The following is a 22,184-nucleotide window of genomic DNA, read 5'->3' on the forward strand; positions in this document are numbered from 1 at the left end:
CCCTATATGTTCAGGAGCGATCCATGCGAACCCAGAGCCGACGGAGGCCGCGAGCCACGCTCGCCGCGGCCGCCGCAGGGACGCTGCTCGCCCCGCTGCTCTCCGGCTGCTGGGTCGGGGCGGGCGGGGCAGGATCGGGCGGCAACTCGATCAACGTCCTGATGGTCAACAACCCGCAGATGGTCGAGCTGCAGAAGCTCACCGCCGCCCACTTCACCAAGGACACCGGCATCAAGGTGAACTTCACCGTGCTGCCGGAGAACGACGTCCGCGACAAGATCAGCCAGGACTTCGCCAACCAGGCCGGCCAGTACGACGTCGCCACCCTCTCCAACTACGAGATACCGATCTACGCCCGCAACGGCTGGCTGCACGAGATGGACTCCTACGTCGCCGAGGACCCGGCGTACGACGAACAGGACGTCCTGAAGCCCATGCGCGAGTCCCTCACCGGCGACGACGGCAAGCTCTACGGCCAGCCCTTCTACGGCGAGTCGTCCTTCCTGATGTACCGCAAGGACGTGTTCGAGAAGGAGGGCCTGACGATGCCCGCGCACCCCACCTGGACGCAGGTCGCCGACCTCGCCGCCCGGGCGGACGGCGCGGAGCCCGGCATGAAGGGCATCTGCCTGCGCGGACTGCCCGGCTGGGGCGAGGTCATGGCCCCCCTGACGACCGTCGTGAACACCTTCGGCGGCACCTGGTTCGACGAGAACTGGAAGGCCCGGCTCGACTCCCCCGAGTGGGAGAAGGCGACGAAGTTCTATGTCGATCTGGTCCGTGAGCACGGCGAGTCCGGCGCCGCCCAGTCCGGGTTCGCCGAGTGCCTCAACAACATGACCCAGGGCAAGGTCGCCATGTGGTACGACGCCACCTCCGCGGCCGGTTCCCTGGAGTCCGCCGACTCCCCGGTCAAGGACAAGGTCGGCTACGCCCCCGCCCCCGTCGAGAAGACCGAGTCCTCCGGCTGGCTCTACACCTGGGCCTGGGGCATCCAGGACGCCTCCCGCAACGCCGACAAGGCGTGGCAGTTCGTGTCCTGGGCGTCCAGCAAGGAGTACGAGCAGCTGGTCGGCGACGAGATCGGCTGGTCGAACGTTCCCGCCGGCAAGCGCGCGTCGACGTACGACAACCCCGACTACCGGGCGGAGGCCGCCGCCTTCCAGGAGATGACGAAGGAGGCCATCGAGGGCGCCCGCCCGGGCGACCCCGGTGTGCAGCCCCGTCCCGCGCCCGGCATCCAGTTCGTCGGCATCCCCGAGTTCACCGACCTCGGCACCAAGGTCTCCCAGGAGATCAGCGCGGCCATCGCCGGACGCCAGTCCGTCGACGAGGCCCTGAAGAAGTCCCAGCAGCTCGCCGAGCGCATCTCCGAGGAGTACGAGGGACGATGACCGCCACCACCACGGCCCCCGTGGCCGCCCCGTCCGTCCGCACCGACAACCGCGAGCCCTCGGCCCGGCTGCGCGCCTGGGCCACCCGGGCCCCCCTCCTCCCCGCCCTGATCTTCATGATCGTCGTGACCCAGCTGCCGTTCGTGGCCACGCTGGTGATCTCCTTCTTCGACTGGAACTCCCTCTATCCCGACGCCCGCCACTTCACCGGCGTGGACAACTACCGCCAGGTGCTCACCGACACCGACCTGCGCAACTCGGTGTGGACGACGATCCTGCTGACGGTGACGGTGGTGCTGGTCAGCCTGGTCCTCGGCCTGGTCCTGGCCCTGCTGCTGGACCGCAGGTTCAAGGGCCGGGGCGTCGTCCGCACCCTGCTGATCGCGCCCTTCCTGGTCGTCCCCGTGGCGGCGGCGCTGCTCTGGAAGCACGTCCTCTACAACCCCGAGTACGGCCTGCTGAACGGGTTGTTGCACTACGTCGGCGGCCCACAGCCCGACTGGATCTCGGGCACCCCGCTGCTCGCGGTCGAGGCCTCGCTGGTCTGGCAGTGGACCCCGTTCATGATGCTGATCATCCTGGCCGGCCTGCAGAGCCGCGACCCGCAGCAGATCGAGGCCGCGAAGGTCGACGGCGCGAGCGACTGGCAGATCTTCCGCCACCTCACGCTCCCGCATCTGCGCCGCTACCTCGAGCTCGGCGCCCTGCTCGGCTCGATCTACATCGTCCAGAACTTCGACGCGGTCTTCACGATCACATCCGGCGGCCTGGGCACCGCGAATCTTCCCTACACCGTCTACCAGAGCTTCTACCAGGCCCACGAGAACGGCCTCGCCTCGGCCGCGGGCGTCCTGGTCGTCATCGGCTCCATCATCATCGCGACCTTCGCGCTGCGCGTGGTGTCGTCCCTGTTCCGTGAGGAGGCCTCCCGCGCATGAGCGACATCGCCGTACGCATCCGCAAGCGCAAGGGAACGAGCCTGGGCCTGGTGGCCTGGCTGGCCGGCATCGTCTTCTTCCTGCCCATCGCGTGGATGGCCCTGACGTCCTTCCACTCCGAGGAGGACGCGGCGACCAACCCGCCGTCCTTCGGGGCCGCCCTCACCCTGGACGGCTACCGCGAGTTCTTCGGCACGGGCGGCGGGGCGAGCCCATGGCCGTCCCTGATCAACTCGATGGTGGCATCGGTGAGTTCGACCCTCCTGGTCCTGCTCCTGGCGCTCCCGGCGGCCTACGCCCTGTCGATCCGGCGGGTGCGCAAGTGGACCGACGTCCTGTTCTTCTTCCTGTCGACGAAGATGCTGCCGGTGGTGGCGGGCCTGCTGCCGATCTACCTCTTCGCCAAGAACGCGGGAATGCTGGACAACATCTGGCTCCTGGTCATCCTCTACACCTCCATGAACCTGCCGATCGCGGTGTGGATGATGCAGTCGTTCCTGGCCGAGGTCCCGGTGGCGGTGATCGAGGCGGCACGGGTGGACGGCGCCCGCCTCCCCACGGTCCTGACCCGCGTGATCGCCCCCATGGCCCTCCCCGGCATCGCCGCCACCGCCCTGATCTGCTTCATCTTCAGCTGGAACGAGCTGCTGTTCGCGAGGGTGCTGACGGGCGTCGTAGCCGAAACAGCCCCTGTCTTCCTGACCGGCTTCATCACCAGCCAGGGCCTGTTCCTGGCGAAGGTGTGCGCCGCGTCGCTCGTCATCTCCCTGCCGGTGCTCGCCGCGGGGTTCGCCGCCCAGGACAAGCTGGTCCAGGGCCTGTCGTTGGGAGCCGTGAAATGAAGGCCGCCGTCATCGAGTCCGTGGGCAAGGCCGTCGTCGCCGAGGTCCCGGACCCGACGCCGGGCCCGCGCGAGGTCGTCGTCGAGGTCGCCGCGTGCGGCCTGTGCGGCACGGACCTGCACATCCTCCAGGGGGAGTTCGCACCCGAGCTCCCCATCGTGCCGGGGCACGAGTTCGCGGGCGAGGTGGTCGGGGTCGGCACCCAGGTCACGGAACTGTCGGTGGGCGACCAGGTGGCGGTGGACCCGTCCCTGTACTGCTACGAGTGCCGCTACTGCCGCACCGGCCACAACAACCTGTGCGAGCGCTGGGCAGCGATCGGCGTGACGACGGCGGGGGGCGCGGCGCAGTACGCGGTGGCGCCGGTGGCGAACTGCGTGAAGCTCCCCGAGCACATCCGCACGCAGGACGCGGCACTGGTGGAGCCGCTGTCGTGCGCGGTACGTGGCTATGACGTGCTCCAGTCCCGCCTGGGCGCCCACGTCCTGGTCTACGGCTCCGGAACGATGGGCCTGATGATGCTGGAGCTGGCGAAACGGACGGGCGCGGCGAGCGTGGACGTGGTCGACGTCAACCCGACCCGCCTGGAGACGGCCCGCCGCCTCGGCGTCTCGGCGTCCGCCGCGAACGCCGACGAACTGGACCGCCCGCAGGGCTGGGACGTCGTGGTCGACGCGACGGGGAACGCGGCGGCGATCCAGGACGGGCTGGACCGCGTGGCGAAGGCGGGGACGTTCCTGCAGTTCGGCGTCGCGGACTACGCGACCCGGGTGACGATCGATCCGTACCGCATCTACAACCAGGAGATCACGATCACCGGCTCGATGGCCGTCCTGCACAGCTTCGAACGAGCGGCGGAGCTCTTCGCGACGGGCGTCCTCGACCCCGAGGTCTTCATCAGCGACCGCCTGCCGCTGACCAGCTATCCCCAGGCCCTTGAGCAGTTCGCCTCGGGCGTCGGCAGGAAGATCGTGGTTGTGCCGTAGGGGTTTTCCCGCCCCGCCGCCCCCTGCCCGTCCCGTCCTCCAGGGGGCGGCGGGGGCGAAAACCGCTGGGCCCGTCACCCCCCGCCCCCCTACGATCCGGACATGCCGCGCCCCCATGGATTCCGCTACGACACCCACGCCGACGGCACCGTCACCATCACCCACCACAACCGCCTCGCCACCACCCTCCACGGCCCCCGCGCACAACAGTTCCTCGCCGAGACAACCTCCGCCGCGGACCCCCAGCTGGTCATGGCCCGCTGGACCGGCAACTACAAACGCGGCAACGAACGCACCGCCCGCAACCACCCCCGCAACCGCCGGTGACCCGATCGGCCGCCCGGTAAGGGAACGGTAAAGCGGCGTCGATCGTTCACCCGGCATGACAGCTATGACCCCCGGCTCGAACATCCCTCTCCCCACCGCCCGCGTGACGGTGGACGTCGCCGCCCCGGTGCGGCTCGACGTATCGGGCCTGCTGCTCACCGCCGACGGCAAGGTGCGCTCCGACGACGACTTCATCTTCTACAACCAGCCGGCCGGCCCGGGCGTGACGTACCGCTCGGGCGGCGGCACGGCCCCCGACGCGATCACCGTCGACACCACCGCCGTCCCCCCGGGCATCGAGAAGATCGTCGTCACGGCGAGCCCGGACGCCGCGGGCCAGACCTTCCAGGGCATCGAACCCACGGCCACGATCCGCAACGCGGACGACAACAGCGTCCTGGCCACGTTCACGCCCCCGCAGCTCGGCGCCGAGACGGCCCTGGTGGTCGTGGAGATCTATCTGCGCAACGGCGCCTGGAAGGCCCGCGCGGTCGGCCAGGGCTACGCCAACGGCCTGGCCGGCATCGCCACCGACTTCGGCGTCACCGTGGAGGAACCGGCCCCGGCCCCCGTCGCCCCGCCCCAGCCGGTCACCCCGCCGCCCGCCACGATGCAGCCCCCGGTGACCCCGCCGGCCCCGCCCATGTCCACTCCCCCGGCCCCGGCAGCGCCCCCCGCTCCGGCCGCTCCCGCCCCCGGCGCCGGGAAGATCAACCTCGACAAGGGCCGGGTCAGCCTCCAGAAGAACCAGACCGTCTCCCTGGTCAAGGGCGGCCGCCCGCTGCTCTCCCAGGTCAAGATGGGCCTCGGCTGGGAGCCCGCCTACCGCGGCAAGGACATCGACCTGGACGCCTCGGTCATCGCGTACGGCCCGCAGCGCAACCACATCGACAGCTGCTACTTCGGCAAGCTCCAGATCGTGGGCGGCGCGATCCGCCACTCCGGCGACAACCTCACCGGCGAGGGCGGCGGCGACGACGAGGTGATCACCGTCGACCTCGGCCGCCTCCCGCAGGAGGTCACCGGCCTGGTCTTCACCGTGAACTCCTTCTCCGGCCAGAAGTTCACCGAGGTCGCCAAGGCCTACTGCCGCCTCATGGACGCCGCCACCGGCGAGGAACTCGTCCGCTTCGACCTCACCAACGCCGAGCCCCAGACCGGCGTCCTCATGGCGAAGCTCATCCGCCAGTACTCCGGCGAGTGGGACATGACGGCCATGGGCGACTTCGTCAAGGCCCGCACGGTCCGCAACATGGTCAAGCCGGCGGCCCAGGCGCTGTAACGGCCGCCACGAGCACGGGGCGCCCCCGACAGAGGGGGCGCCCCGTACCGTTCCCGCTCGTGCCCGTTCACTCAAGCCATGGCCAGCGCCCGTCCCGGCCTCGCTCGAGCAAGGGCACCATCCGGAACGCCGCGTCCGACAGGCCGCCGAACGTGTGCCGGTTCCCCTTCCCGGACGGGCCGTGACCCGCCCGGTACCCGGCCAGATTCCAGGTGTAGACCGGCACGTCGGCCGGGACCTGCTCGGTCGGGTCGCCGTAATGGCTGTGGGCGTACTGCTCGTCGGTGACGATCAGCACCCGGTCGTGCTTCTTGTAGTGCCGGCGCACCGCCTCGGTGGTGTTGGTGCCGCCCAGGCCGCCGAAGCGCTCCAGGACCTTGAGCACCGACTCCCCCTTACGGAACCGCACCCGGTTGCTGCTGGTGCCGAACTCGACGAGATCCGCGTCCGCCGCCCGCAGCGCCAGCGCCGTCCCGAAGATCGCCGCCGCGTCGGCCCGGTTGAGCTCCGAGCGGTCCGACAGCTGCGAGTAGAACATGGAACCCGAGCGGTCCACGAGCACCAGCGTCCGGCCGGGCAGCGCGGGCACGTGGGCCAGCGAGTGGCCGAGTGCCTGCTCCAGCGGGTACGACCAGCGCAGCGACGGCGCGTGCTGGTACGCGGCAAGGTACCGGAACGGGAACTGCCGCGACCGCGCGACCTCCGCCGGGTCGCTGATCCGGGCCGCGACCTGGGCGGCCACCTCGTCGGAGACGCCCGCCTCGTCGAAGTTCCGCAGGTTGCGGACCAGCGCCATCGTGCCCATGGACGGAATCACGGCCTCCCAGGCCGCCTTGTCCATCGGCCCCTGCAGCCAGCCCGCAAGCGCCTCCCAGGTCATCCCGGCCGCCGCGAGCCGCTCGGCCCCGCCGTCCGACGTGACCACCGCGCGCCGCTCCTCGACCGGCAGCGCCATCAGCTCGCGGTGCGCGACCAGCGTCCGGTTCGACGCGGGCGGCACGGCCGTGTCCGGGTTGTGCCGGCGGTCCAGCGCGTACTGGAACAGCTCGCCCTGCCACGGCTTGTCCGGGTCCGGGGCCGCGTGCACCAGGTTGAGGATGTCGCCGAAGCGGTAGCCCTTCGACGCGGTGTCGTACTTCAGCAGCGACCTGCCGCTGTAGAGGCGCCGTACGGCGTCGGCGATGCCGCGCTTCACGGGCTTCGGGACGTTGCGGCCGTACATCGCTGTCCAGTACGCGAGCAGCTCACCGGGCTCGTCGGGACGCTGGAGCACGGAGGCGACGACCTGCCGGTTCGACGGACCGCCGGTCGCCCCGGCCTCCAGCCGCGCCTTCACGTACTCGGCGGCGCCCACGACCGCCGCCGTACGCAGGTTGCCCTCGCCGCGCAGCCAGCCGAGCAGGCCGGCCGTCCACTCCGGGTCGGTGACGGCGAGCTCGCGCACGAGTGTGGCGAACCGGTCGTCGCGGGCGGCGCCGGTCTCGTAGAAGGTCTGCTGGGAGACGAAGTTGGAGACCGCCAGCAGGAAAAGCTCGGAGTGGGCGTCGCGCTCGCGGCCGAGGCCGCCCTCGTACGTACGCAGTACCCGTCCCGTCGAGGTGACGCGCGAAGTGGGCCGTGCCTTCGCGGCCTTCGTGTTGAATCGCGCCATGGTGAATTCCCCCGAATTCATGAGAGGTTTCGGAGGGAGGCGCAGCAGAAGGAGGATGCCCGAGATCAGGAGTCGGCGACGGACTTAGCCTGGTGCTCTGCCGAATTGAGCTACACCGACCCGAAGTCGATGACGGGATTCGAACCCGCAGCCGCCAGATCCGATGAAGTAACCGTTGCCTGCGCACCGGGCACCCACCATGAGCTGCGCCTCCCGAGATCAAGTCGGCGGCGGCTGTGGATTCTTTGGAAGAGAAGTAGCCGCTGCCATCGCACCGGGAGGTGCGTTACCGCACCGGACGGTGCGGAACGTGCATGAAGTTGTGGTGTCCATTGAAGGGGAAGCAGGTCCTGCCTTCGCACCTGGACGGGAATGACTCTAAGCGAGCGGGAGTTGGCGATGCCAAGGATTTTTTGCGGGGTCCTTGCAGGCCGCAACCTCACGGTGCCTCCCAGGCGTCGCACTGATCGTCGCTGTCATCGTGAGTGCCGTACGACAGGTTCGAGGAGGAGGCCGCTCCATGGTGCGTCTCGCGGGGTACCGGCTCGTCACGCAACTCGGCGAGGGCGGGATGGGCCGGGCCCATCTCGCGCGCTCCGCCTCCGGACGGCTGGTCGTGGTCAAGACGGTGCATGCGCACCTGGCCGCGGAGCCGGGCTTCAGAGAGCGGCTGCGCCGCGAGTCGGCCGCGGCGCGGGCCGTCGAGGGACCGTTCACCGCGGCGGTGCTGGATGCCGATCCCGATGCCCGGCAGCCCTGGCTTGCGGTCGAGTACTGTGCCGGTCCCTCGCTCTCCGAGGCGGTCGCAGCACTGGGCCCGCTCGGCTCCGGCGATCTCGCGGCGCTCGGCGCGGCGCTCGCGGAGGCCCTGGCCGCCGTCCATGGGGCGGGACTCCTGCACCGCGACCTCAAACCCGCGAACGTCGTCGTGACCGGCGACGGGCCCAAGGTCATCGACTTCGGCATCGCCAAGGTGATGGACCCGGCGGCGGGCGAGGAGACGCTGACGGCCACCGGTGAAATCGTCGGCTCGCCGGGCTTCATGGCACCGGAACAGATATCCCGTGACACCGAACCCGGCCCGGCCGCCGATGTGTTCGCGCTCGGCGCGCTGCTCGCACTCGCCGCGACGGGACGCGGTCCGCACGGCTCGGGCACCGCGCCCCAGGTGCTCTACCGGACGCTGCACAAGGAGCCCGACCTGCTGGGCGTGCCGGACGCGCGGTGGGACGCGTTCCTCACACGCTGCCTCGCCAAGTCGCCGGACGACCGCCCGACGGTCCCCGAGATCCTGGCCTGGTGCGCCACGCGGGCGGCCACGCCTCCGTGGTGGGAACGCCCGGCGTTCACGTCCGTGCTCCGGAACCACGAGGACGAGATCGCGGAGCGGGTGGCAGCGGCCGAGGAAGAGGAGGAGGGGGAGACGGCAGAGGAAACCGCCGTCGAGGAAACCCCTTCCCCGAGGCCCACCCCCGCCAACGCCCTCGGCCGCCTGTCACGCCGACGCCTGCTCACCTGGACCGGCGCCGCACTGGCCACCGCGGCCACAGCCACCACGGCAGCGTTCCTCCTCGACGAGAACGACACCGACGGCAAGGGATCCGCCTCCGCCTCACCCCGTCCGTGGAAGAAGGGCACCTCCGTGTGGACGAGAGAGGTGGGCGCCCTGGAGTACGGGGGTTCCCTGACCCGCCACGGAGAAGCCCTCTACGTACAGGTGGACGGGACCGTCACCTGCCTCGACCCCGTCACCAACTCACTGCGCTGGCGCTTCGAGGACGCCTCCGCCCTGGTTCCGCGCGGCGACACGGTGTACGTCCTGCGCCAGGGGGACGCCTTCACCCCTTCGTTCTCCACCCGGATCGCCGCATTGGACGCGGCCACAGGCGAGATCCGCTGGGAGACCGACCCGATCCTCCACAACCCGTACCGTCGGGCCGCGGCCGGCGAGACGGACGGTGAGACGGACGGCGACCATGCGTCGTTCGTCGTCTCGGAGCGGACCGTCTGCCTGGTCACCTACGCCTCGTACGACACGATCCAGGCCCGTCGCGCCGCGCAGGGCCGGCGGTGGCGGGCCTACGGCTACGGCATCACACGCGGCGAGGCTCTCTGGTTCCGGGCAGGTACCCCGGCCGAGGTGATCGCGATGCACGCGGCGGGCGGGCGCTTCGCTCTGGCCCTCAACTCCACCTCGATGACGGGTGATGCACCACCCACCGGCCCGCTCATGGTCCTGAGCGAACGCAAGGGAACGGTCGAGTCGCGCGTCAGCGGCGGCGCGGCCCGCCCCGAGGCCCACCGCGGCGCCACGGGAACGCGCTACTACGCCACCCAGAGGGCAGTGCAGTGCGTGGATCTGGCGACGGGCCATGTGCGCTGGTCGAAACCGCCGGGGCAGGCCGGGGTCACCCCTGCCGCCGCGCACGGTCTCGTCCATGCCGCGACGAGCGAGGGCGTCGGCGCGCTCGACGCGGCGACCGGCGGCAAGCGCTGGTGGCGCGACGACGTGCGGGGCCTCGCGGGCGCGGAGGAACCGCCGCTGCGGGAGGGCGGCCTGCTGTACGTGGCCGGGCCGGACCCGGACGGGGCGCCCGGCACGTCGGGGGACTGGCCGGTGTGGGGCGTGCACGCGCTGCACGCTGCGACGGGTGAGCCGGCCTGGGCGGTCCCGGCGGACGGCCTGAGCGGCGAGGTGATCGCGGCTGCGGGCGGCGGTCTCCTGCATCTGTCCACCGGCAGGACCCTGCAGACGTTCCGCGGGCCGGGGTCGGCATGAGGGGGGCGACGAGCGACGCGCTGGTCCCCGGCGACCCCGAACGGCTCGGCAGGTACGAGCTGATCGGGCGGCTCGGTTCCGGTGGTATGGGGCAGGTGTATCTGGGGCGCAGTCCCGGCGGGCGGCTCGTCGCGGTGAAGACCGTGCACGAACACCTCGCTGCCGACCCGCACTTCAGGGAGCGGTTCCGGCGTGAGGCGGCGGCCGCGCGGTCGGTCACCGGGGTGTACACGGCACCCGTCGTGGACGCGGATCCGGACTCGCCGATGCCGTGGCTGGCGACCGCCTATCTGCCCGGCGTCACCCTGCGCCAGGCGGTCGTGGCGGCCGGACCGCTCGCCCCCGGCGCCGTACGTGCGCTCGGCGGCGCGCTCGCCGAGGCGCTGCGGAGCATTCATGCGGCGGGGCTCGTGCACCGTGACCTCAAGCCGTCCAATCTGCTGGTGACCGGTGACGGTCCGCGGGTCATCGACTTCGGGATCGCCCGGCTGGTCAGCGCCCACGCGCTCACGGAGACCGGGGACGTCATCGGTACACCGGGCTATATGGCGCCCGAGCAGATCACCGGGGACATGCAGGTCACGGCAGCGGCCGATGTCTTCGCGCTGGGTGCGGTGCTGGCGTACGCGGCGTCCGGGCGGGGCCCGTTCGGCGGCGGTGGCGCGGCCGCGCTGCTCTACCGTGTCGTCCACGACGAGCCGGACCTCATCGATGTTCCGGAAGCGGGCGGGCTGCGGGAGCTGATCGCGCAGTGTCTGCACAAGTCCCCCGAGCGGCGGCCCGGTCCGGCGGAGGTGCTGCGCCGCACGGCGGACCGCAACCCGCCCCTGTGGTGGCGTGCGGAGCCGCTGCGCTCGCTGGTCTCGGGCGTCGCGGACGCGGTGCCCGAGCCGGGGCCGACGGTGGTCGTGCCGACGGTCGTCGACGAGGCGGCGCGGGACGCGGCGCGGCGGGCGGTCCGGCGCCGCGAGCTCACCCGGCGCGGTCTGCTGCTGGGCGGGGGCGGCGGCCTGGTCGCGCTGCTGGCCTGTGCGGTGGGCCGTACCTCCGGGCCGGCGGGTGAACGGTCGACCGGACCGGCCTGGGAGGTGAAGAAGGGCTCCACCAGGCCAGGAGCCCTGCGTTGGACCCTCTCGGCCGGGTCGGGCACGCTCGACGCGATGCTGGTGACCGCGGGCGGGATCGTGCTGCACGGCACCGAGGACGGCGTCAGCGCCGACGGCACGGTCCAGTTCCGTACGACGGCGGGCGGTACCAGGCGCTGGGCCGTCGGCTCCCTCGCCGAAGCCCCGACGGCCTGGGGCGTGGTGGACGGTGTGCTGACCGCGGGCGATCTGGGTCTCGAGGCCCTCGACCTGGCAACGGGCAAGCGCAGAACACCGGTGGAGAAGGAACTGCTGACCCTTCTCTGGTTCACGGTGTCCGGCTCCACCCTCGTCACGCTGTCCCGGAACGGGAGCGGCGAGAGCCTGTTGCGCGGGGCCTCCCTCAGGACCGGGCAGCTGCTGTGGCAACGCAAGGGGGACGGCGAGTGGCCCCGTCCGGCAGTCGCGGGCGATGCACTGCTGTTCACGGACGGATACGACGAACAGGAGTGCGTCTTCGCGGACGACGGGACGGTGCGGTGGCGCTACTCGGGTGTGGGGAAGGGCGACCATGTGGCGGCCGTCGGCGCTCTGCCGCCCGATCGGTTCGCCGTCCTCACCACCGGCAGAGTCCTGCACCTCGTCGACGTACGTGACGGCCGCCGGATCAGCGCACGAGAGCCGGAGGTTCCGGCGGCTCCGGGGGCAACGGCCTTCGCCCGCGCGGGCGGCACCGGACAGCAGCAGCCCGGTGCCGCCCGCGCGGGCGGCACCGGGCTGCTGCTGTCCGGAGAACGGCTGTACGGTCTGGATCCCGACGCCGGCACGGTGCGCTGGAGCCGTCCCGCTCTCGGCCTGGACGCCTGCTGGGCGCCGCATCCCGGTGGCGGCCGCTCCCCCGTCCTCGCCGGAGGGCGGCTGCTGCACTGGGCCGCGGACGGCCGCACCCTGGAAGCCCTGGATCCCGCCACCGGCCGGCCGCGGTGGCGGCGGGAGCTCGGCGACGGCCCCGCGCAGTGCCCGCCCGCCGTATCGGGCGGCACGGTCTACGCGGCGGCGGGACGCAGGTGCACCGCGCTGCGCCTCTCGGACGGGGTGCCGCTGCGCGACGACTGGGCGCCGGACGGCACGATCACCGGCCTCGCGGCCGATGCGAGCGGCTGGTACGCCCGCATCGGCCGTGGGTCGGTCGTCGCGGTCAACGGGATCGCTGCCGCTTCCAGGGACCGGTGATCGCGACCAGGATGCCCGGGTCCTGGATGTTGGCGAACAGCGTCCGGCCGTCGGGGGAGAAGGTGACGCCGGCGAACTCGCTGTACTCCGGCTCCTCTTCGGTGCCGACGTTCAGGTCGTTGCGGGCGATGGGGTACGTGCGGCCGCTGTCCGTCGCGCCGAAGAGGTGCGAGACGCCCTCGCCGTCCTCGGCGAGGATCAGGCCGCCGTACGGGGAGACGGTGATGTTGTCGGGGCCGTCGAAGGCGCCGTCCTCGGAGGGGTCGGGGTTCACTCCGAGCAGGACCTTCAGCGTCAGCGTGCGGCGCTTGGGGTCGTAGAACCAGACCTGCCCGTCGTGCTGCACCGGGCTCTCCTCGCGGGCGTACGAGGAGACGATGTACGCGCCGCCGTCGCCCCACCACATGCCCTCGAGCTTGCGGGCGCGGGTGATCTCACCGTCGGCGAACTGCTTGCGCACGGCCACGGTCCTGGCGTCGCGGTCCGGTACGTCGACCCAGTCCACTCCGTACACCGTGCCGACCTTCGTGGCGCGGGAGAGGTCGTCGACGAACTTGCCGCCGGAGTTGTAGCACTTGGGCGCCTGCAGGACGCCGGCGTCGTCGGCGAGGGTGCGGAACCTGCCGCGGCCGTACTCGAAGCCCTTGGGCGGGGTCCAGCGGTAGAAGAGGCCGTTGGGCTCGTCGTCGTCCTCGGTGAGGTAGGCGTGGCCGCGCCGGGGGTCGATGACGACGGCCTCGTGGTCGTAACGGCCGAAGAACTTCAGCGGCTTGGGGTCGCGGTTGGCACGCCGGTCGCGGGGGTCGACCTCGAAGACGTAGCCGTGGTCCTTGGTCATGCCGTTGGTGCCGGCCCGGTCGGAGTTCTCCTCGCAGGTGAGCCAGGTGCCCCAAGGGGTGCTGCCGCCCGCGCAGTTGGTGGAGGTGCCGGCGATGCCCACCCATTCGGCGACCTGTCCGTCGGGGCGGACCTCGACGACCGTGCAGCCGCCGGAGGCGGCGGGGTCGTAGACGAGACCCTCGGTGAGCGGGACCGGGTACTTCCAGTTGGCGCGCGGGCCCTTCAGCTCGTGGTTGTTGACGAGGAGGGTGGTGCCGCGCGGGCCGTCGAAGGTGGCCGTGCCGTCGTGGTTGGAGGGGGTGAACTCGCCCGACTCCAGCTTGGTCTTCCCGCTGTGGGTGATGATGCGGTACTTGAAGCCGGCGGGCAGCGCGAGGATGCCCTTCGGGTCGGGGATCAGGGGGCCGTAGCCGACCCCGCCGGACGCGTCCGCCGGCTCCTCCCCCGCGCTGTCGGTGTCGTAGGACGCAAGGGCACCCGGAGCGGTGGCGAGGGCGCCGACGCTGCCCGCCAGCGCGACACCGGCGCCGGTGATCGCGGATTTTCTGGCGAAGTCCCTGCGGGTGAGCGACATGGTGTCTCCTGTGACGGTGGGAATGCCGTGGAGGGTGGCGTGCGGACCTCGGTCGGCGCCACGGTTCCGCCCGGTTCTGAACGCGAGTTGAACACCGGGCTACTCCCCCGGGCTCGCTTCCGTGAATCCGTACGCCCCGTCACAGGCTGTGACAGCCGTCAGCCGCCCTGCTGGGACCGTGCCTTGAACGCGGCCTTCCGGGCCTGCTTCGCGATCTTCTTGTCGGGGTGGATGCGCCCCATCGCCTCCAGGACGTCCGCGGTGGCCGGGTGGTCGACCCGCCAGGCCGCCGTGAAGAAGCCACTGTGCTGCTGCGCGAGGCCCTCGACGAGGGCGCGGAGTTCCTCGGAGTTGCCCTCGGCGGCGAGCTGGGCGGCGAGGGTGTCCACGGTGAGCCAGAAGACCATCGCCTCGGACGGGGGCGGTACGTCCGTGAAGCCGTGCTCGGTCAGCCAGACCCGGGCGAGGCCGCCCAGTTCGGCGTCGTCGAGGACCTCCCGCAGAGCGGGTTCGGCGTCGGTGCCGACCAGGGAGAGGGCCTGCTGGCAGCGCAGCCGGCGCAGGGGGGCGCCGGAGTCGTTGCCGCGCGCCGCGGACAGCAACTCGCGTGCGGCGGCGAGGGGTTCACGGCGGGCCAGCCACTGTTCGGTCTCGGCCTGTGCGGCGCTCGGCCCGAAGCCGGCCGTTCCGTCGAAGAGGGCGTCGGCGCCCTTGTCGGCCAGGTCACCGACGGCGGGCGCCTCGAAGCCGGCTTCCAGCAGTCGCGCCCGCAGCCCGTACAGGCCGAGCGGGGTGAGCCGGACCATGCCGTAGCGGGTGACGTCGGTCTCGTCGAGGGCGGACGGTTCGTCGGCAGCGTCCTCGGTGTCCGACATCAGGGCGTCGTCGACCGGCTGGTACTCGACCAGCCCCACCGGTTCCAGCAGCCGGAACCGGTCGTCCAGCCGCATCATCGCGTCGGACACCTGCTCCAGCATGGCGTTCGTGGGCTCCGCCAGGTCGCCGGGGACGATCACCGACGCGGCGAGCACGGGCAGCGGCACGGGCGCCGGCCCCGGCCCGTCCTCGCTGACGGACAGCAGGTAGAGGTTGCCGAGCACCCCGTCGAGGAACTCGGCCTCCGCCTCCGGGTCCCAGTCCAGCGAGGAGAAGTCGACCCGGCCGCCCTCGTCCATGGCGTCGATCAGATCGTCGAGGTCGGGCACGCTCGCGTCGGCGAGCACCGTCTCCAGGGCGGCCAGCCACACGCCGAGCACGTCGTGCGGTGAACCGCCGGTGAGCAGGGCCAGCTCCGCGCCCGCCGCGACCGTGCCGGCCGCCTCGTCGACAACCTCGACGAGGCCGGTGTCCACGGCCACCCGCCAGGCCTCGCTCGCCGGCGCCGCGGCGTCGTCCCCGCTCAGCCCGAGCGCCTCGGCCGCGGCCGGCAGCTGCTCGTCGACCAGCCCGCCCCCGGCGTCCACGCGGGTGTCCGGCCCGGCCCAGCGGGCGAGCTGCGCGGCCCGGGACAGCAGCGGCGTGGACAGCGCGTCGCGCGCCAGCTCCGCTTCGGAGGTCGGCCGGACCGGCGGCAGGGGGGCGCTGTCAGACATCGGGAGGTTCTCCTAGGGCGACATACGGCTCAGCCGCTCAGCCTAGACGGATTTCCACCGATGCCGCCCGGTTCATCTCCTCGTCAGGCCCCGTACATGGCCGAAACCTTGACAACTGGCCCGCGCAGGCTGGAAATTGACGCGCGTAGAAACCGGGAGGACAACTGTTCACTACGTTCCCTGTTCTCTACGCGCGTCGCCATGTCTGCACATGCTCCACCCTCGTCCCAGCGCCCACATATGTCCCCGGGGGGATCCCGTTGCCGAGCAAGTCTTCCGCGCGCCTTGCCGCGCTCACCGTCGCCGCCGTCTGCTCCGCGGCGTCCGTCGTCGTCCTCACCTCGCCCGCGCACGCGGACAGCGTGCGCATCCGTGACATCCAGGGCAGCACCCGAATATCCCCGTACGCCGGTCAGCAGGTCACGGACGTGGCCGGAATCGTCACCGGTGTGCGGACCTACGGGTCGTCGAGAGGCTTCTGGATCCAGGACCCGACCCCGGACGACGACGCGGCCACCAGCGAGGGCGTCTTCGTCTTCACCGGCTCGACCCCGAAGGTCGCCGTCGGCGACTCGGTGACGGTCTCGGGCACGGTCTCGGAGTACGTCCCCGGCGGCACCTCCTCCGGCAACCAGGCCCTCACGGAGATCACCCGGCCGACGGTGACGGTCGTTTCCGGCGGCAACGCCGTCCCGGCGCCGACGGTCGTCGACGCCCGCTCCGTACCCTCCCGGTACGCCCCGGCTGGCGACACCGCCGCGAACGGTTCGATCAACGGCCTCACCCTGCAGCCGGCGCAGTACGCCCTGGACTTCTACGAGTCCCTGGAGGGCATGAACGTCCAGGTCGCCGACACCCGTGTGGTCGGCGCCACCGACCCGTACACCGAGCTGTGGGTCACGGTGAAACCGCGGGAGAACACCAGCCGCCACGGGGGCACCGTCTACGGCTCGTACACCTCGCAGAACACCGGCCGCCTCCAGATCCAGTCCCTCGGCAAGGCCGCCGACTTCCCGGACGCGAACGTCGGCGACACCCTCACCGGCACCACGACCGGCCCGCTGGACTACAACCAGTTCGGCGGCTACACGCTCGTCGCCAACGAGATCGGCGCACTGAAGCAGGGCGGCCCGGAGCGCGAGACGACCCGCAAGCAGCGGCGCGGCGAGCTTGCGGTGGCCACCTACAACGTCGAGAACCTGGACCCGACGGACGCCACGTTCGAGGAGCACGCCGCCGCGATCGTGAACAACCTCCAGTCGCCCGACATCGTGTCCCTGGAGGAGATCCAGGACAACAACGGCGCCCAGAACGACGGCACGGTCGCCGCCGACCGGACGATGACCAAGCTGATCGACGCGATCGTCGCGGCGGGCGGCCCGGCCTACGAGTGGCGCTCCGTCGACCCGGTCGACCTCGCCGACGGCGGCGAGCCGGGCGGCAACATCCGCCAGGTGTTCCTGTTCAACCCGGAGCGGGTGTCCTTCACCGACCGTGCGGGCGGCGACGCGGCGACCGCCGTCGGTGTCACCAAGGTGCACGGCAAGGCGCGGCTGACCGCCTCGCCGGGCCGGATCGACCCGGCGAACCCGGCGTGGGCGAACAGCCGCAAGCCGCTGGTCGGCGAGTTCGTCTTCCGCGGCGAGACGGTGTTCGTGATCGCCAACCACTTCAACTCCAAGGGCGGCGACCAGGGTCTGACCGCGCAGTACCAGCCGCCGACGCGCAGCTCGGAGACCCAGCGGCACCTCCAGGCGACCGCGGTGAACGCGTTCGTCAAGGAGATCCTGGACACGCAGAAGAACGCGGACGTCGTCACGCTCGGCGACATCAACGACTTCGAGTTCTCCGGCACCACCGAGATCCTCGAGGGTGACGGCGAGCTGTGGTCGGCGGTCAAGTCGCTGCCCAGGAGCGAGCGTTACTCGTATGTCTACCAGGGCAACAGCCAGGTCCTGGACCAGATCCTGATCAGCCCCTCGATCCGGCGCGACTGCGACTTCGAGTACGACAGCGTGCACATCAACGCCGAGTTCCACGACCAGATCAGCGACCACGACCCGCAGGTGCTGCGCTTCCGCCCGTAGCAACCCCCGGTGCTCAGGGCTGGCTGAAGACCCCCTTCAGCCAGCCCTGCCAGGCGGTCTCGGCCGCCTTTGCGTCGGCGTCCGGTGCGAAGTCGTGGACGCTGATGCCCACCACATAACCCCAGTGGTTGCGCCCGAAGAAGCGGATCAGGGCGTCGTCGGTACGCAGCCCGATGAAGTAGGGGTTGCGGTAGTCGACGACCGCGTCCAGGGTCTTTCCGCCGGGTCCCTGGGCGCTCACCCTGGCTCCCTCGGCCATGTCGTCCGACAGCCCGAGGGCCCTGCCGACGGTGGCGAGGGCATCGGGGGCGCCGGACGCCTCGGGCCCGTCGAAGGTGGTGAAGGCGACGGGGCGGCCGCCGAAGTGCGTCAGGTACTGGCGCAGGGTGTGCAGATAGAAGTCGGTGTGCTTGCTCGCGCCGTCGTACTGGTTGTCCCAGTCGTCGACGAAGATGCCGCTGTGCACGTACCGCACCCAGGCGCGCCGGCCCTCGTCGCGCGGTTCGACCGTGTAGTCGAGCTGGTTGACGGTCTGCTCGGAGATGCCCTCGACGTCCTCGACCCGGTTGGTGTAGCGGTGCGGGGGGTCCCAGGCGAGGATCGTGGACCCGAAGGGCCCCCTGCCGCCCTCGCGCGGCTCGGGCGGCTCCATCGGCCACAGCCAGCCGCCGGTTCCTTCCGTGACGGCTTCCCACACCTGCTCCGGCGTGGCGTCGACCTCGAACTCGCGGGCGATCTCGAATTCCTTGGACATGACGGGCTCCTGGGTTCTCAACTCTCGGAGGTCTCGGGGATCTCAGGGGTGGTCTCGTGGGTCTCGGGCTTGACCGTGGGATGGACGGCCACGACGATCCGGTGGTCCCGACCGCCCTCGGCGTCAGGGGCGTCGTACTTGCGGATCAGCGCGCTGACTCCGGCGGTCAGCTCCTCGACGAACGCGGCCCGGTCGGCGGCCGAGGCGAACCGCACCTCGCCGTCCAGCGCATAGGTCGCGAGCCGCTTGCGGGCCTTCACCGCACCGGTGATCAGCGTGCCGACGTCCCGCACGAGCCGGGCGCCGACCGCCAGCAGCCAGCGCGCGGACAGTTGGTCCCGGAAGCGGTCCGGGTCCGGCTGTACGGCGGCCAGGGCGAGCGGCGAGATGACGTACGACGCGGCGGTCGCCCGCATCAGCCGCTCGGTGACGTTGCCCTTGCGGCGCTCCCCCGCCAGCTCGACCAGGCCGTGCCGCTCCAGGGCCTTCAAGTGGTAGTTCACCTTCTGTCGCGGCAGCCCGACCTTGCCGGCCAGCATGGCGGCCGACGCGGGGCCGGCCGCGAGCTCGGCGAGCAGTCGGGCCCTTGTGGGGTCCAGGGAGACGGCTGCGGCCTCGGCGTCCTCGATGACGGTCACGTCCAGCATGAGTCCACCGTCTCACCGAAAACTTTTTTTGTCCAGACGGTCTGAGTTTTCGGCGTGTTTCAGTCCAGCACAGTAGAAAGGCTGGTCGGTCGGCATGCCGACCGACCAGCCTTCAACCTGGGCGCGCGCCCCTACCGCCCGTCGTGCCGTCGCCGCAGCAGCACCGCCGCGGCGATCACCGCGACGGCGGCCGTGGCGGCGAGCAGCGGCCGAGGGTGCCGGAGCCCCGCCTGCACGACCGTGCGCACGGGCTGCGGCGTACGGCGCTCGACGGCGTGACCGGCCCGCGTCGCCCGTCCCTGAACCACGCTGCTGGCCTCCGCCGCCTTGCCCTGCACGGCGTGGCCGACGTGCGCCGCCTTGCCCTGCACCGCATGGCCCGCCTGACTCGCCCTGCCCTGCACCGCATGGCCGGCATGACTCGCCCTCCCCTGGACCGCATGGCCGACCTGCGTCGCCCGGTCCTGGACCGCGTGGCCCGCCTGGGCGGCGGTGCTGCGCAGCTGGACGGTCATCGCGCCCGCCTTGTCCCTCAGGTCGGCCGCCCGGGTCATGGCCCGGCCCTTCACGTCCGCCTTGGCCGCCAGTTCCTCGATGGTGTCGCCGAGCTGGCTGCGGGTGTGCTCGATCTGCCGGCGCAGCTCGTCGGGCCCCTTGGCGCCGCCGGTGCCGCGCGTCCTCCTGTGTGTCATCGATGTGCCCTTTCCCTGATCTCCTCGACATCGGCCCTGACGCTGCCGAGAGTCACCTCGGGTGTGGGGGGTACCGCGCGGCGCAGCTGGGCGCGGCCGGCCACGGCCAGCACACCGGCGAGTGCGAAGAGCACCGCCGTGACGATGAGCGCCGCGGCCCAGACGGGCAGCGTCAGCGAGAGCGCGGCGGTGGCCGTGGCGGCGAGGGCGAGCAGTCCGGCGTAGGCGAGGGCGCCCGCGGCCCCCAGGAGGCCGCCACCGCGGCCCGCACGCCGGCCCTTCTCGGCCAGTTCCTCCTTGGCGAGGCCCACTTCCTGCCGTACGAGACGGGAAAGCTGTTCGGATGCCTGGCCGACGAGTTCGCCCACCGAGTGGTGTTCGTCGCGCACGGGCTTGACGTCCGGGATCCCGGTCACGGTGTTCCGCCTCCTCTCGGTTCGGAACATCCGGGTACCCGGCCCGGCCCGCGCTACCCGTTCCCCGCGCTGCCGCTGCCGGGCTCGCCGAGCCGTGCCAGCTGGGTCTGGAACCAGTCGAGCCGGGCCTGCAACAAGGCTGCCTCCGCGACGAGTTCGGGCACGCCGAGCCCGTCGGACGCGTCGAGCCCGGCCGGCCCCGCCCGGCCGCCGCCGGCGGCCGCCACGCGCAGCCCGTCCCCGGCCAGCCGGGCGAATCCGGCCAGGGACACGGACGTACGGCCGCGCAGACAGCCCGCGCAGGAGGGGGCGAGGGCGTGCCAGCCGGGCCTGCCCCAGCCGGCGTCGGCCAGCGCCACGGCGGTCGCACCGCAGGCGCAGGGGCCGACGGTCGCCGTGCGCACCCGCTGACGGGCGTAGCGGAAGCCGCGCTCGAACCGGATGTAGCGGCCGAGCACCAGGACCTCGAGCAGGACGGCCGCCCGGTGCTCGGCGGTGCACAGCAGCCCTTCGGCCACCGAGCGATCGTGCACGCAGTGGAAGCCGCAGTCGCAGCGGCGGTGCGGTGCCGCGTGCCGCAGGCCGTAGACGCAGGACGCGTCGGCCACGACTCCGTACGGCAGCGCGCCGCCCAGCGACACGCCGGTGAAGGCGGCCCGGGTGCCGTCCTGGGACAGCACCGGGTGGGCGATCTTGTATCCGGTCGGCGGCTCCGTCGGGCGTTCCCCGGGAAGCCGCAACCTCATCGCGCGGCCGGGACCTCTTCGGGCGCGACCTGAGCGAAGTCCTTGGTTTCTTCGGGGAGTTCGAGTTCTTCGTCGTGCACGACCGGCCGCTCTTCCGCGACCCCGGTGGCGAGTGCCTTGCCGAGCTTCATGACGCCTCCCATGTCCCATGTCCGGTGATGGACCGTCCCGGCCATGGTGACCCAGGAGGGCCGCATTGGACATAGGGCCCCGGAGCAGGAAACCCCACACTTCGCAGTAACGCTTATCAATATCTCGTAGAAGAATTAAGTGGAGCTGAACGGTTGGGCTGCCGAGACTGCTCCTATGACGAACCTTGACGAACCCCACCACCTCCGCCCTCCCTTCGGCCGCGTGCTCTGCGCGATGATCACGCCCTTCACCGAGTCGGGCGCACTCGACGTCGACGGCGCCGGGCGGCTCGCCGAGCGGCTGGTGGCGCAGGGCTGTGACGGTCTGGTGCTCAACGGCACGACGGGCGAGTCGCCGACCACCTCGGACGCGGAGAAGTCGGCGCTCGTGCGGGCGGTCCGGGAAGCGGTCGGGGACCGCGCGTCGGTCGTCGCGGGAGTGGGGACGTCCGACACCCGGCACACGATCGAGCTCGCCCTTCAGGCCGAGAAGGCGGGCGCGGACGGGGTGCTGGTGGTGACGCCGTACTACAGCCGGCCGCCGCAGGACGCGGTCGAGGCGCATTTCCGCGAGGTGGCGGACGCGTCCGGGCTGCCGGTCGTCCTGTACGACATCCCGGGCCGCACCGGCACCCGGATCGAGCCGGAGACGATCATCCGTCTCGCCGGGCATCCGCGGATCGTCGCGGTCAAGGACTGCTCCTACGACTTCCTCGGCACCCAGAAGGTGCTGTCCCGCACGGACCTCGCCTACTACGCCGGTTGCGACGAGCACAACCTCGCCCTGTACGCGGTGGGCGCGGCGGGCTGCATCAGCACGGTGGCCAATGTGACGCCGCGTCATGTCCGTTCCGTACTGGACGCGTTCGACGCCGGCGACACGGCCGGCGCGGCCCGCCGCCAGCAGCGGGCCACCGGGCTCATCGAGGCGATGATGTCCGCGGACCTGCCCGGCACGGTCACCGCCAAGGCCGTCCTCAGCGCGCTGAACCTGCCCGCCGGCCCGGTCCGCCCACCCCTGCGGCCCGCCGGCCGTGCGGCGACCGACCGGCTGCTGGCGGAGTACGAGCGGCTGACGGCCACCGGCTGACCGTCAGGGTGTTCGCGACTTTCAGCACGGACGCGTGGGAAAGGCCCGTGGCCCGTACCGCGTCGGTGTGCGGTACGGGCCACAGGCCGTGCGGGGAT

19 protein-coding genes are annotated in these 22,184 nt (G+C 71.6%); 10 read left to right on the forward strand and 9 right to left on the reverse strand.

The annotated features are described in order from the left end of the window. The first annotated feature begins 23 nt into the window (after positions 1–23). The 6 genes from ACFV7R_RS00645 (at position 24) to ACFV7R_RS00670 (ending at position 5,769) form a co-directional block, all read left to right on the forward strand. Complete coding sequence (locus ACFV7R_RS00645) at positions 24–1,394, forward strand: ABC transporter substrate-binding protein (RefSeq protein ID WP_385258205.1); 1,371 nt, start codon at positions 24–26, stop codon at positions 1,392–1,394. Then, positions 1,391–2,332 carry a carbohydrate ABC transporter permease gene (locus ACFV7R_RS00650; protein ID WP_385258206.1) on the forward strand — a complete coding sequence of 314 codons (942 nt, stop codon included), beginning with the start codon at positions 1,391–1,393 and terminating at the stop codon, positions 2,330–2,332. The genes ACFV7R_RS00645 and ACFV7R_RS00650 overlap by 4 nt, the downstream gene beginning before the upstream one ends. Beyond that, positions 2,329–3,174 carry a carbohydrate ABC transporter permease gene (locus tag ACFV7R_RS00655; RefSeq protein ID WP_385258209.1) on the forward strand — a complete coding sequence of 282 codons (846 nt, stop codon included), beginning with the start codon at positions 2,329–2,331 and terminating at the stop codon, positions 3,172–3,174. The genes ACFV7R_RS00650 and ACFV7R_RS00655 overlap by 4 nt, the downstream gene beginning before the upstream one ends. After that, positions 3,171–4,160 carry a zinc-dependent alcohol dehydrogenase family protein gene (locus ACFV7R_RS00660; RefSeq protein WP_385258212.1) on the forward strand — a complete coding sequence of 330 codons (990 nt, stop codon included), beginning with the start codon at positions 3,171–3,173 and terminating at the stop codon, positions 4,158–4,160. The genes ACFV7R_RS00655 and ACFV7R_RS00660 overlap by 4 nt, the downstream gene beginning before the upstream one ends. A gap of 102 nt (positions 4,161–4,262) precedes the next feature. Continuing rightward, a complete protein-coding gene (locus ACFV7R_RS00665; RefSeq protein ID WP_385258215.1) occupies positions 4,263–4,487 on the forward strand; it encodes a hypothetical protein in 225 nt (74 codons plus the stop codon). Between the two features lie 64 nt (positions 4,488–4,551). Beyond that, entirely contained in the window at positions 4,552–5,769 is a 1,218-nt protein-coding gene (locus ACFV7R_RS00670) for a TerD family protein (RefSeq protein ID WP_385258879.1), read from the forward strand. A 67-nt stretch (positions 5,770–5,836) separates the two neighbouring features. On the opposite strand, the gene ACFV7R_RS00675 is transcribed toward ACFV7R_RS00670, so the two are convergent. Next, positions 5,837–7,420 carry a TROVE domain-containing protein gene (locus tag ACFV7R_RS00675; RefSeq protein WP_385258218.1) on the reverse strand — a complete coding sequence of 528 codons (1,584 nt, stop codon included), beginning with the start codon at positions 7,418–7,420 and terminating at the stop codon, positions 5,837–5,839. A 520-nt stretch (positions 7,421–7,940) separates the two neighbouring features. On the opposite strand from ACFV7R_RS00675, the gene ACFV7R_RS00680 reads away from it, so the two are divergent. Further along, positions 7,941–10,199 (forward strand): PQQ-binding-like beta-propeller repeat protein, encoded by a 2,259-nt coding sequence (locus ACFV7R_RS00680; RefSeq protein ID WP_385258220.1) that lies wholly within the window; start codon positions 7,941–7,943, stop codon positions 10,197–10,199. Then, a complete protein-coding gene (locus ACFV7R_RS00685) occupies positions 10,196–12,517 on the forward strand; it encodes a protein kinase (RefSeq protein WP_385258223.1) in 2,322 nt (773 codons plus the stop codon). Before ACFV7R_RS00680 ends, ACFV7R_RS00685 begins: the two co-directional genes overlap by 4 nt. Here the strand turns inward: ACFV7R_RS00685 and ACFV7R_RS00690 are convergent. Further along, entirely contained in the window at positions 12,483–13,931 is a 1,449-nt protein-coding gene (locus tag ACFV7R_RS00690; protein WP_385258225.1) for an alkaline phosphatase PhoX, read from the reverse strand. The two genes, ACFV7R_RS00685 and ACFV7R_RS00690, sit on opposite strands and share 35 nt — an antisense overlap. Positions 13,932–14,089: 158 nt before the next feature. Then, positions 14,090–15,523: a hypothetical protein gene (locus tag ACFV7R_RS00695; RefSeq protein WP_385258227.1), complete on the reverse strand. Its 1,434-nt coding sequence runs from the start codon at positions 15,521–15,523 to the stop codon at positions 14,090–14,092. Between the two features lie 260 nt (positions 15,524–15,783). Between ACFV7R_RS00695 and ACFV7R_RS00700 the strand changes: the two genes are divergently transcribed. Beyond that, complete coding sequence (locus tag ACFV7R_RS00700; protein ID WP_385258230.1) at positions 15,784–17,610, forward strand: endonuclease/exonuclease/phosphatase family protein; 1,827 nt, start codon at positions 15,784–15,786, stop codon at positions 17,608–17,610. A 13-nt stretch (positions 17,611–17,623) separates the two neighbouring features. Here ACFV7R_RS00700 and ACFV7R_RS00705 read toward each other — a convergent pair whose 3' ends face one another. From ACFV7R_RS00705 to ACFV7R_RS00730, 6 genes are all read right to left on the reverse strand, one after another. Continuing rightward, positions 17,624–18,364, reverse strand: coding sequence for an SRPBCC domain-containing protein (locus tag ACFV7R_RS00705; RefSeq protein ID WP_385258231.1), 741 nt, complete (start codon positions 18,362–18,364; stop codon positions 17,624–17,626). 17 nt (positions 18,365–18,381) lie between these two features. Then, positions 18,382–19,011, reverse strand: coding sequence for an ArsR/SmtB family transcription factor (locus ACFV7R_RS00710; RefSeq protein WP_385258233.1), 630 nt, complete (start codon positions 19,009–19,011; stop codon positions 18,382–18,384). A gap of 131 nt (positions 19,012–19,142) precedes the next feature. After that, positions 19,143–19,703 carry a DUF3618 domain-containing protein gene (locus tag ACFV7R_RS00715; protein ID WP_385258236.1) on the reverse strand — a complete coding sequence of 187 codons (561 nt, stop codon included), beginning with the start codon at positions 19,701–19,703 and terminating at the stop codon, positions 19,143–19,145. After that, a complete protein-coding gene (locus ACFV7R_RS00720) occupies positions 19,700–20,149 on the reverse strand; it encodes a phage holin family protein (RefSeq protein WP_385258237.1) in 450 nt (149 codons plus the stop codon). The genes ACFV7R_RS00715 and ACFV7R_RS00720 overlap by 4 nt, the downstream gene beginning before the upstream one ends. 23 nt (positions 20,150–20,172) lie before the next feature. Then, complete coding sequence (locus ACFV7R_RS00725) at positions 20,173–20,865, reverse strand: hypothetical protein (RefSeq protein ID WP_385258240.1); 693 nt, start codon at positions 20,863–20,865, stop codon at positions 20,173–20,175. Further along, positions 20,862–20,996: a hypothetical protein gene (locus tag ACFV7R_RS00730; protein WP_276322797.1), complete on the reverse strand. Its 135-nt coding sequence runs from the start codon at positions 20,994–20,996 to the stop codon at positions 20,862–20,864. The genes ACFV7R_RS00725 and ACFV7R_RS00730 overlap by 4 nt, the downstream gene beginning before the upstream one ends. A 175-nt stretch (positions 20,997–21,171) precedes the next feature. Between ACFV7R_RS00730 and dapA the strand changes: the two genes are divergently transcribed. Further along, a complete protein-coding gene (gene dapA, locus ACFV7R_RS00735; protein WP_385258243.1) occupies positions 21,172–22,086 on the forward strand; it encodes a 4-hydroxy-tetrahydrodipicolinate synthase in 915 nt (304 codons plus the stop codon). Positions 22,087–22,184 lie beyond the last annotated feature (98 nt).

This window comes from Streptomyces sp. NPDC059866 (assembly GCF_042731325.1).
Classification (GTDB): domain Bacteria; phylum Actinomycetota; class Actinomycetes; order Streptomycetales; family Streptomycetaceae; genus Streptomyces; species Streptomyces flavusporus.

Excerpts from the sequence above, each read along its gene's own strand:
- ACFV7R_RS00690 (WP_385258225.1), bottom strand. The coding sequence starts at position 13,931 with ATGTCGCTCACCCGCAGGGACTTCGCCAGAAAATCCGCGATCACCGGC.
- ACFV7R_RS00730 (WP_276322797.1), bottom strand. The coding sequence starts at position 20,996 with ATGAAGCTCGGCAAGGCACTCGCCACCGGGGTCGCGGAAGAGCGGCCG.
- ACFV7R_RS00650 (WP_385258206.1), top strand. The coding sequence starts at position 1,391 with ATGACCGCCACCACCACGGCCCCCGTGGCCGCCCCGTCCGTCCGCACC.
- ACFV7R_RS00710 (WP_385258233.1), bottom strand. The coding sequence starts at position 19,011 with ATGCTGGACGTGACCGTCATCGAGGACGCCGAGGCCGCAGCCGTCTCC.
- ACFV7R_RS00695 (WP_385258227.1), bottom strand. The coding sequence starts at position 15,523 with ATGTCTGACAGCGCCCCCCTGCCGCCGGTCCGGCCGACCTCCGAAGCG.
- ACFV7R_RS00670 (WP_385258879.1), top strand. The coding sequence starts at position 4,552 with ATGACCCCCGGCTCGAACATCCCTCTCCCCACCGCCCGCGTGACGGTG.
- ACFV7R_RS00685 (WP_385258223.1), top strand. The coding sequence starts at position 10,196 with ATGAGGGGGGCGACGAGCGACGCGCTGGTCCCCGGCGACCCCGAACGG.
- ACFV7R_RS00675 (WP_385258218.1), bottom strand. The coding sequence starts at position 7,420 with ATGGCGCGATTCAACACGAAGGCCGCGAAGGCACGGCCCACTTCGCGC.
- ACFV7R_RS00645 (WP_385258205.1), top strand. The coding sequence starts at position 24 with ATGCGAACCCAGAGCCGACGGAGGCCGCGAGCCACGCTCGCCGCGGCC.
- ACFV7R_RS00720 (WP_385258237.1), bottom strand. The coding sequence starts at position 20,149 with ATGTTCCGAACCGAGAGGAGGCGGAACACCGTGACCGGGATCCCGGAC.
- ACFV7R_RS00680 (WP_385258220.1), top strand. The coding sequence starts at position 7,941 with ATGGTGCGTCTCGCGGGGTACCGGCTCGTCACGCAACTCGGCGAGGGC.
- ACFV7R_RS00655 (WP_385258209.1), top strand. The coding sequence starts at position 2,329 with ATGAGCGACATCGCCGTACGCATCCGCAAGCGCAAGGGAACGAGCCTG.
- ACFV7R_RS00715 (WP_385258236.1), bottom strand. The coding sequence starts at position 19,703 with ATGACACACAGGAGGACGCGCGGCACCGGCGGCGCCAAGGGGCCCGAC.
- ACFV7R_RS00660 (WP_385258212.1), top strand. The coding sequence starts at position 3,171 with ATGAAGGCCGCCGTCATCGAGTCCGTGGGCAAGGCCGTCGTCGCCGAG.
- ACFV7R_RS00665 (WP_385258215.1), top strand. The coding sequence starts at position 4,263 with ATGCCGCGCCCCCATGGATTCCGCTACGACACCCACGCCGACGGCACC.
- dapA (WP_385258243.1), top strand. The coding sequence starts at position 21,172 with ATGACGAACCTTGACGAACCCCACCACCTCCGCCCTCCCTTCGGCCGC.
- ACFV7R_RS00725 (WP_385258240.1), bottom strand. The coding sequence starts at position 20,865 with ATGAGGTTGCGGCTTCCCGGGGAACGCCCGACGGAGCCGCCGACCGGA.
- ACFV7R_RS00705 (WP_385258231.1), bottom strand. The coding sequence starts at position 18,364 with ATGTCCAAGGAATTCGAGATCGCCCGCGAGTTCGAGGTCGACGCCACG.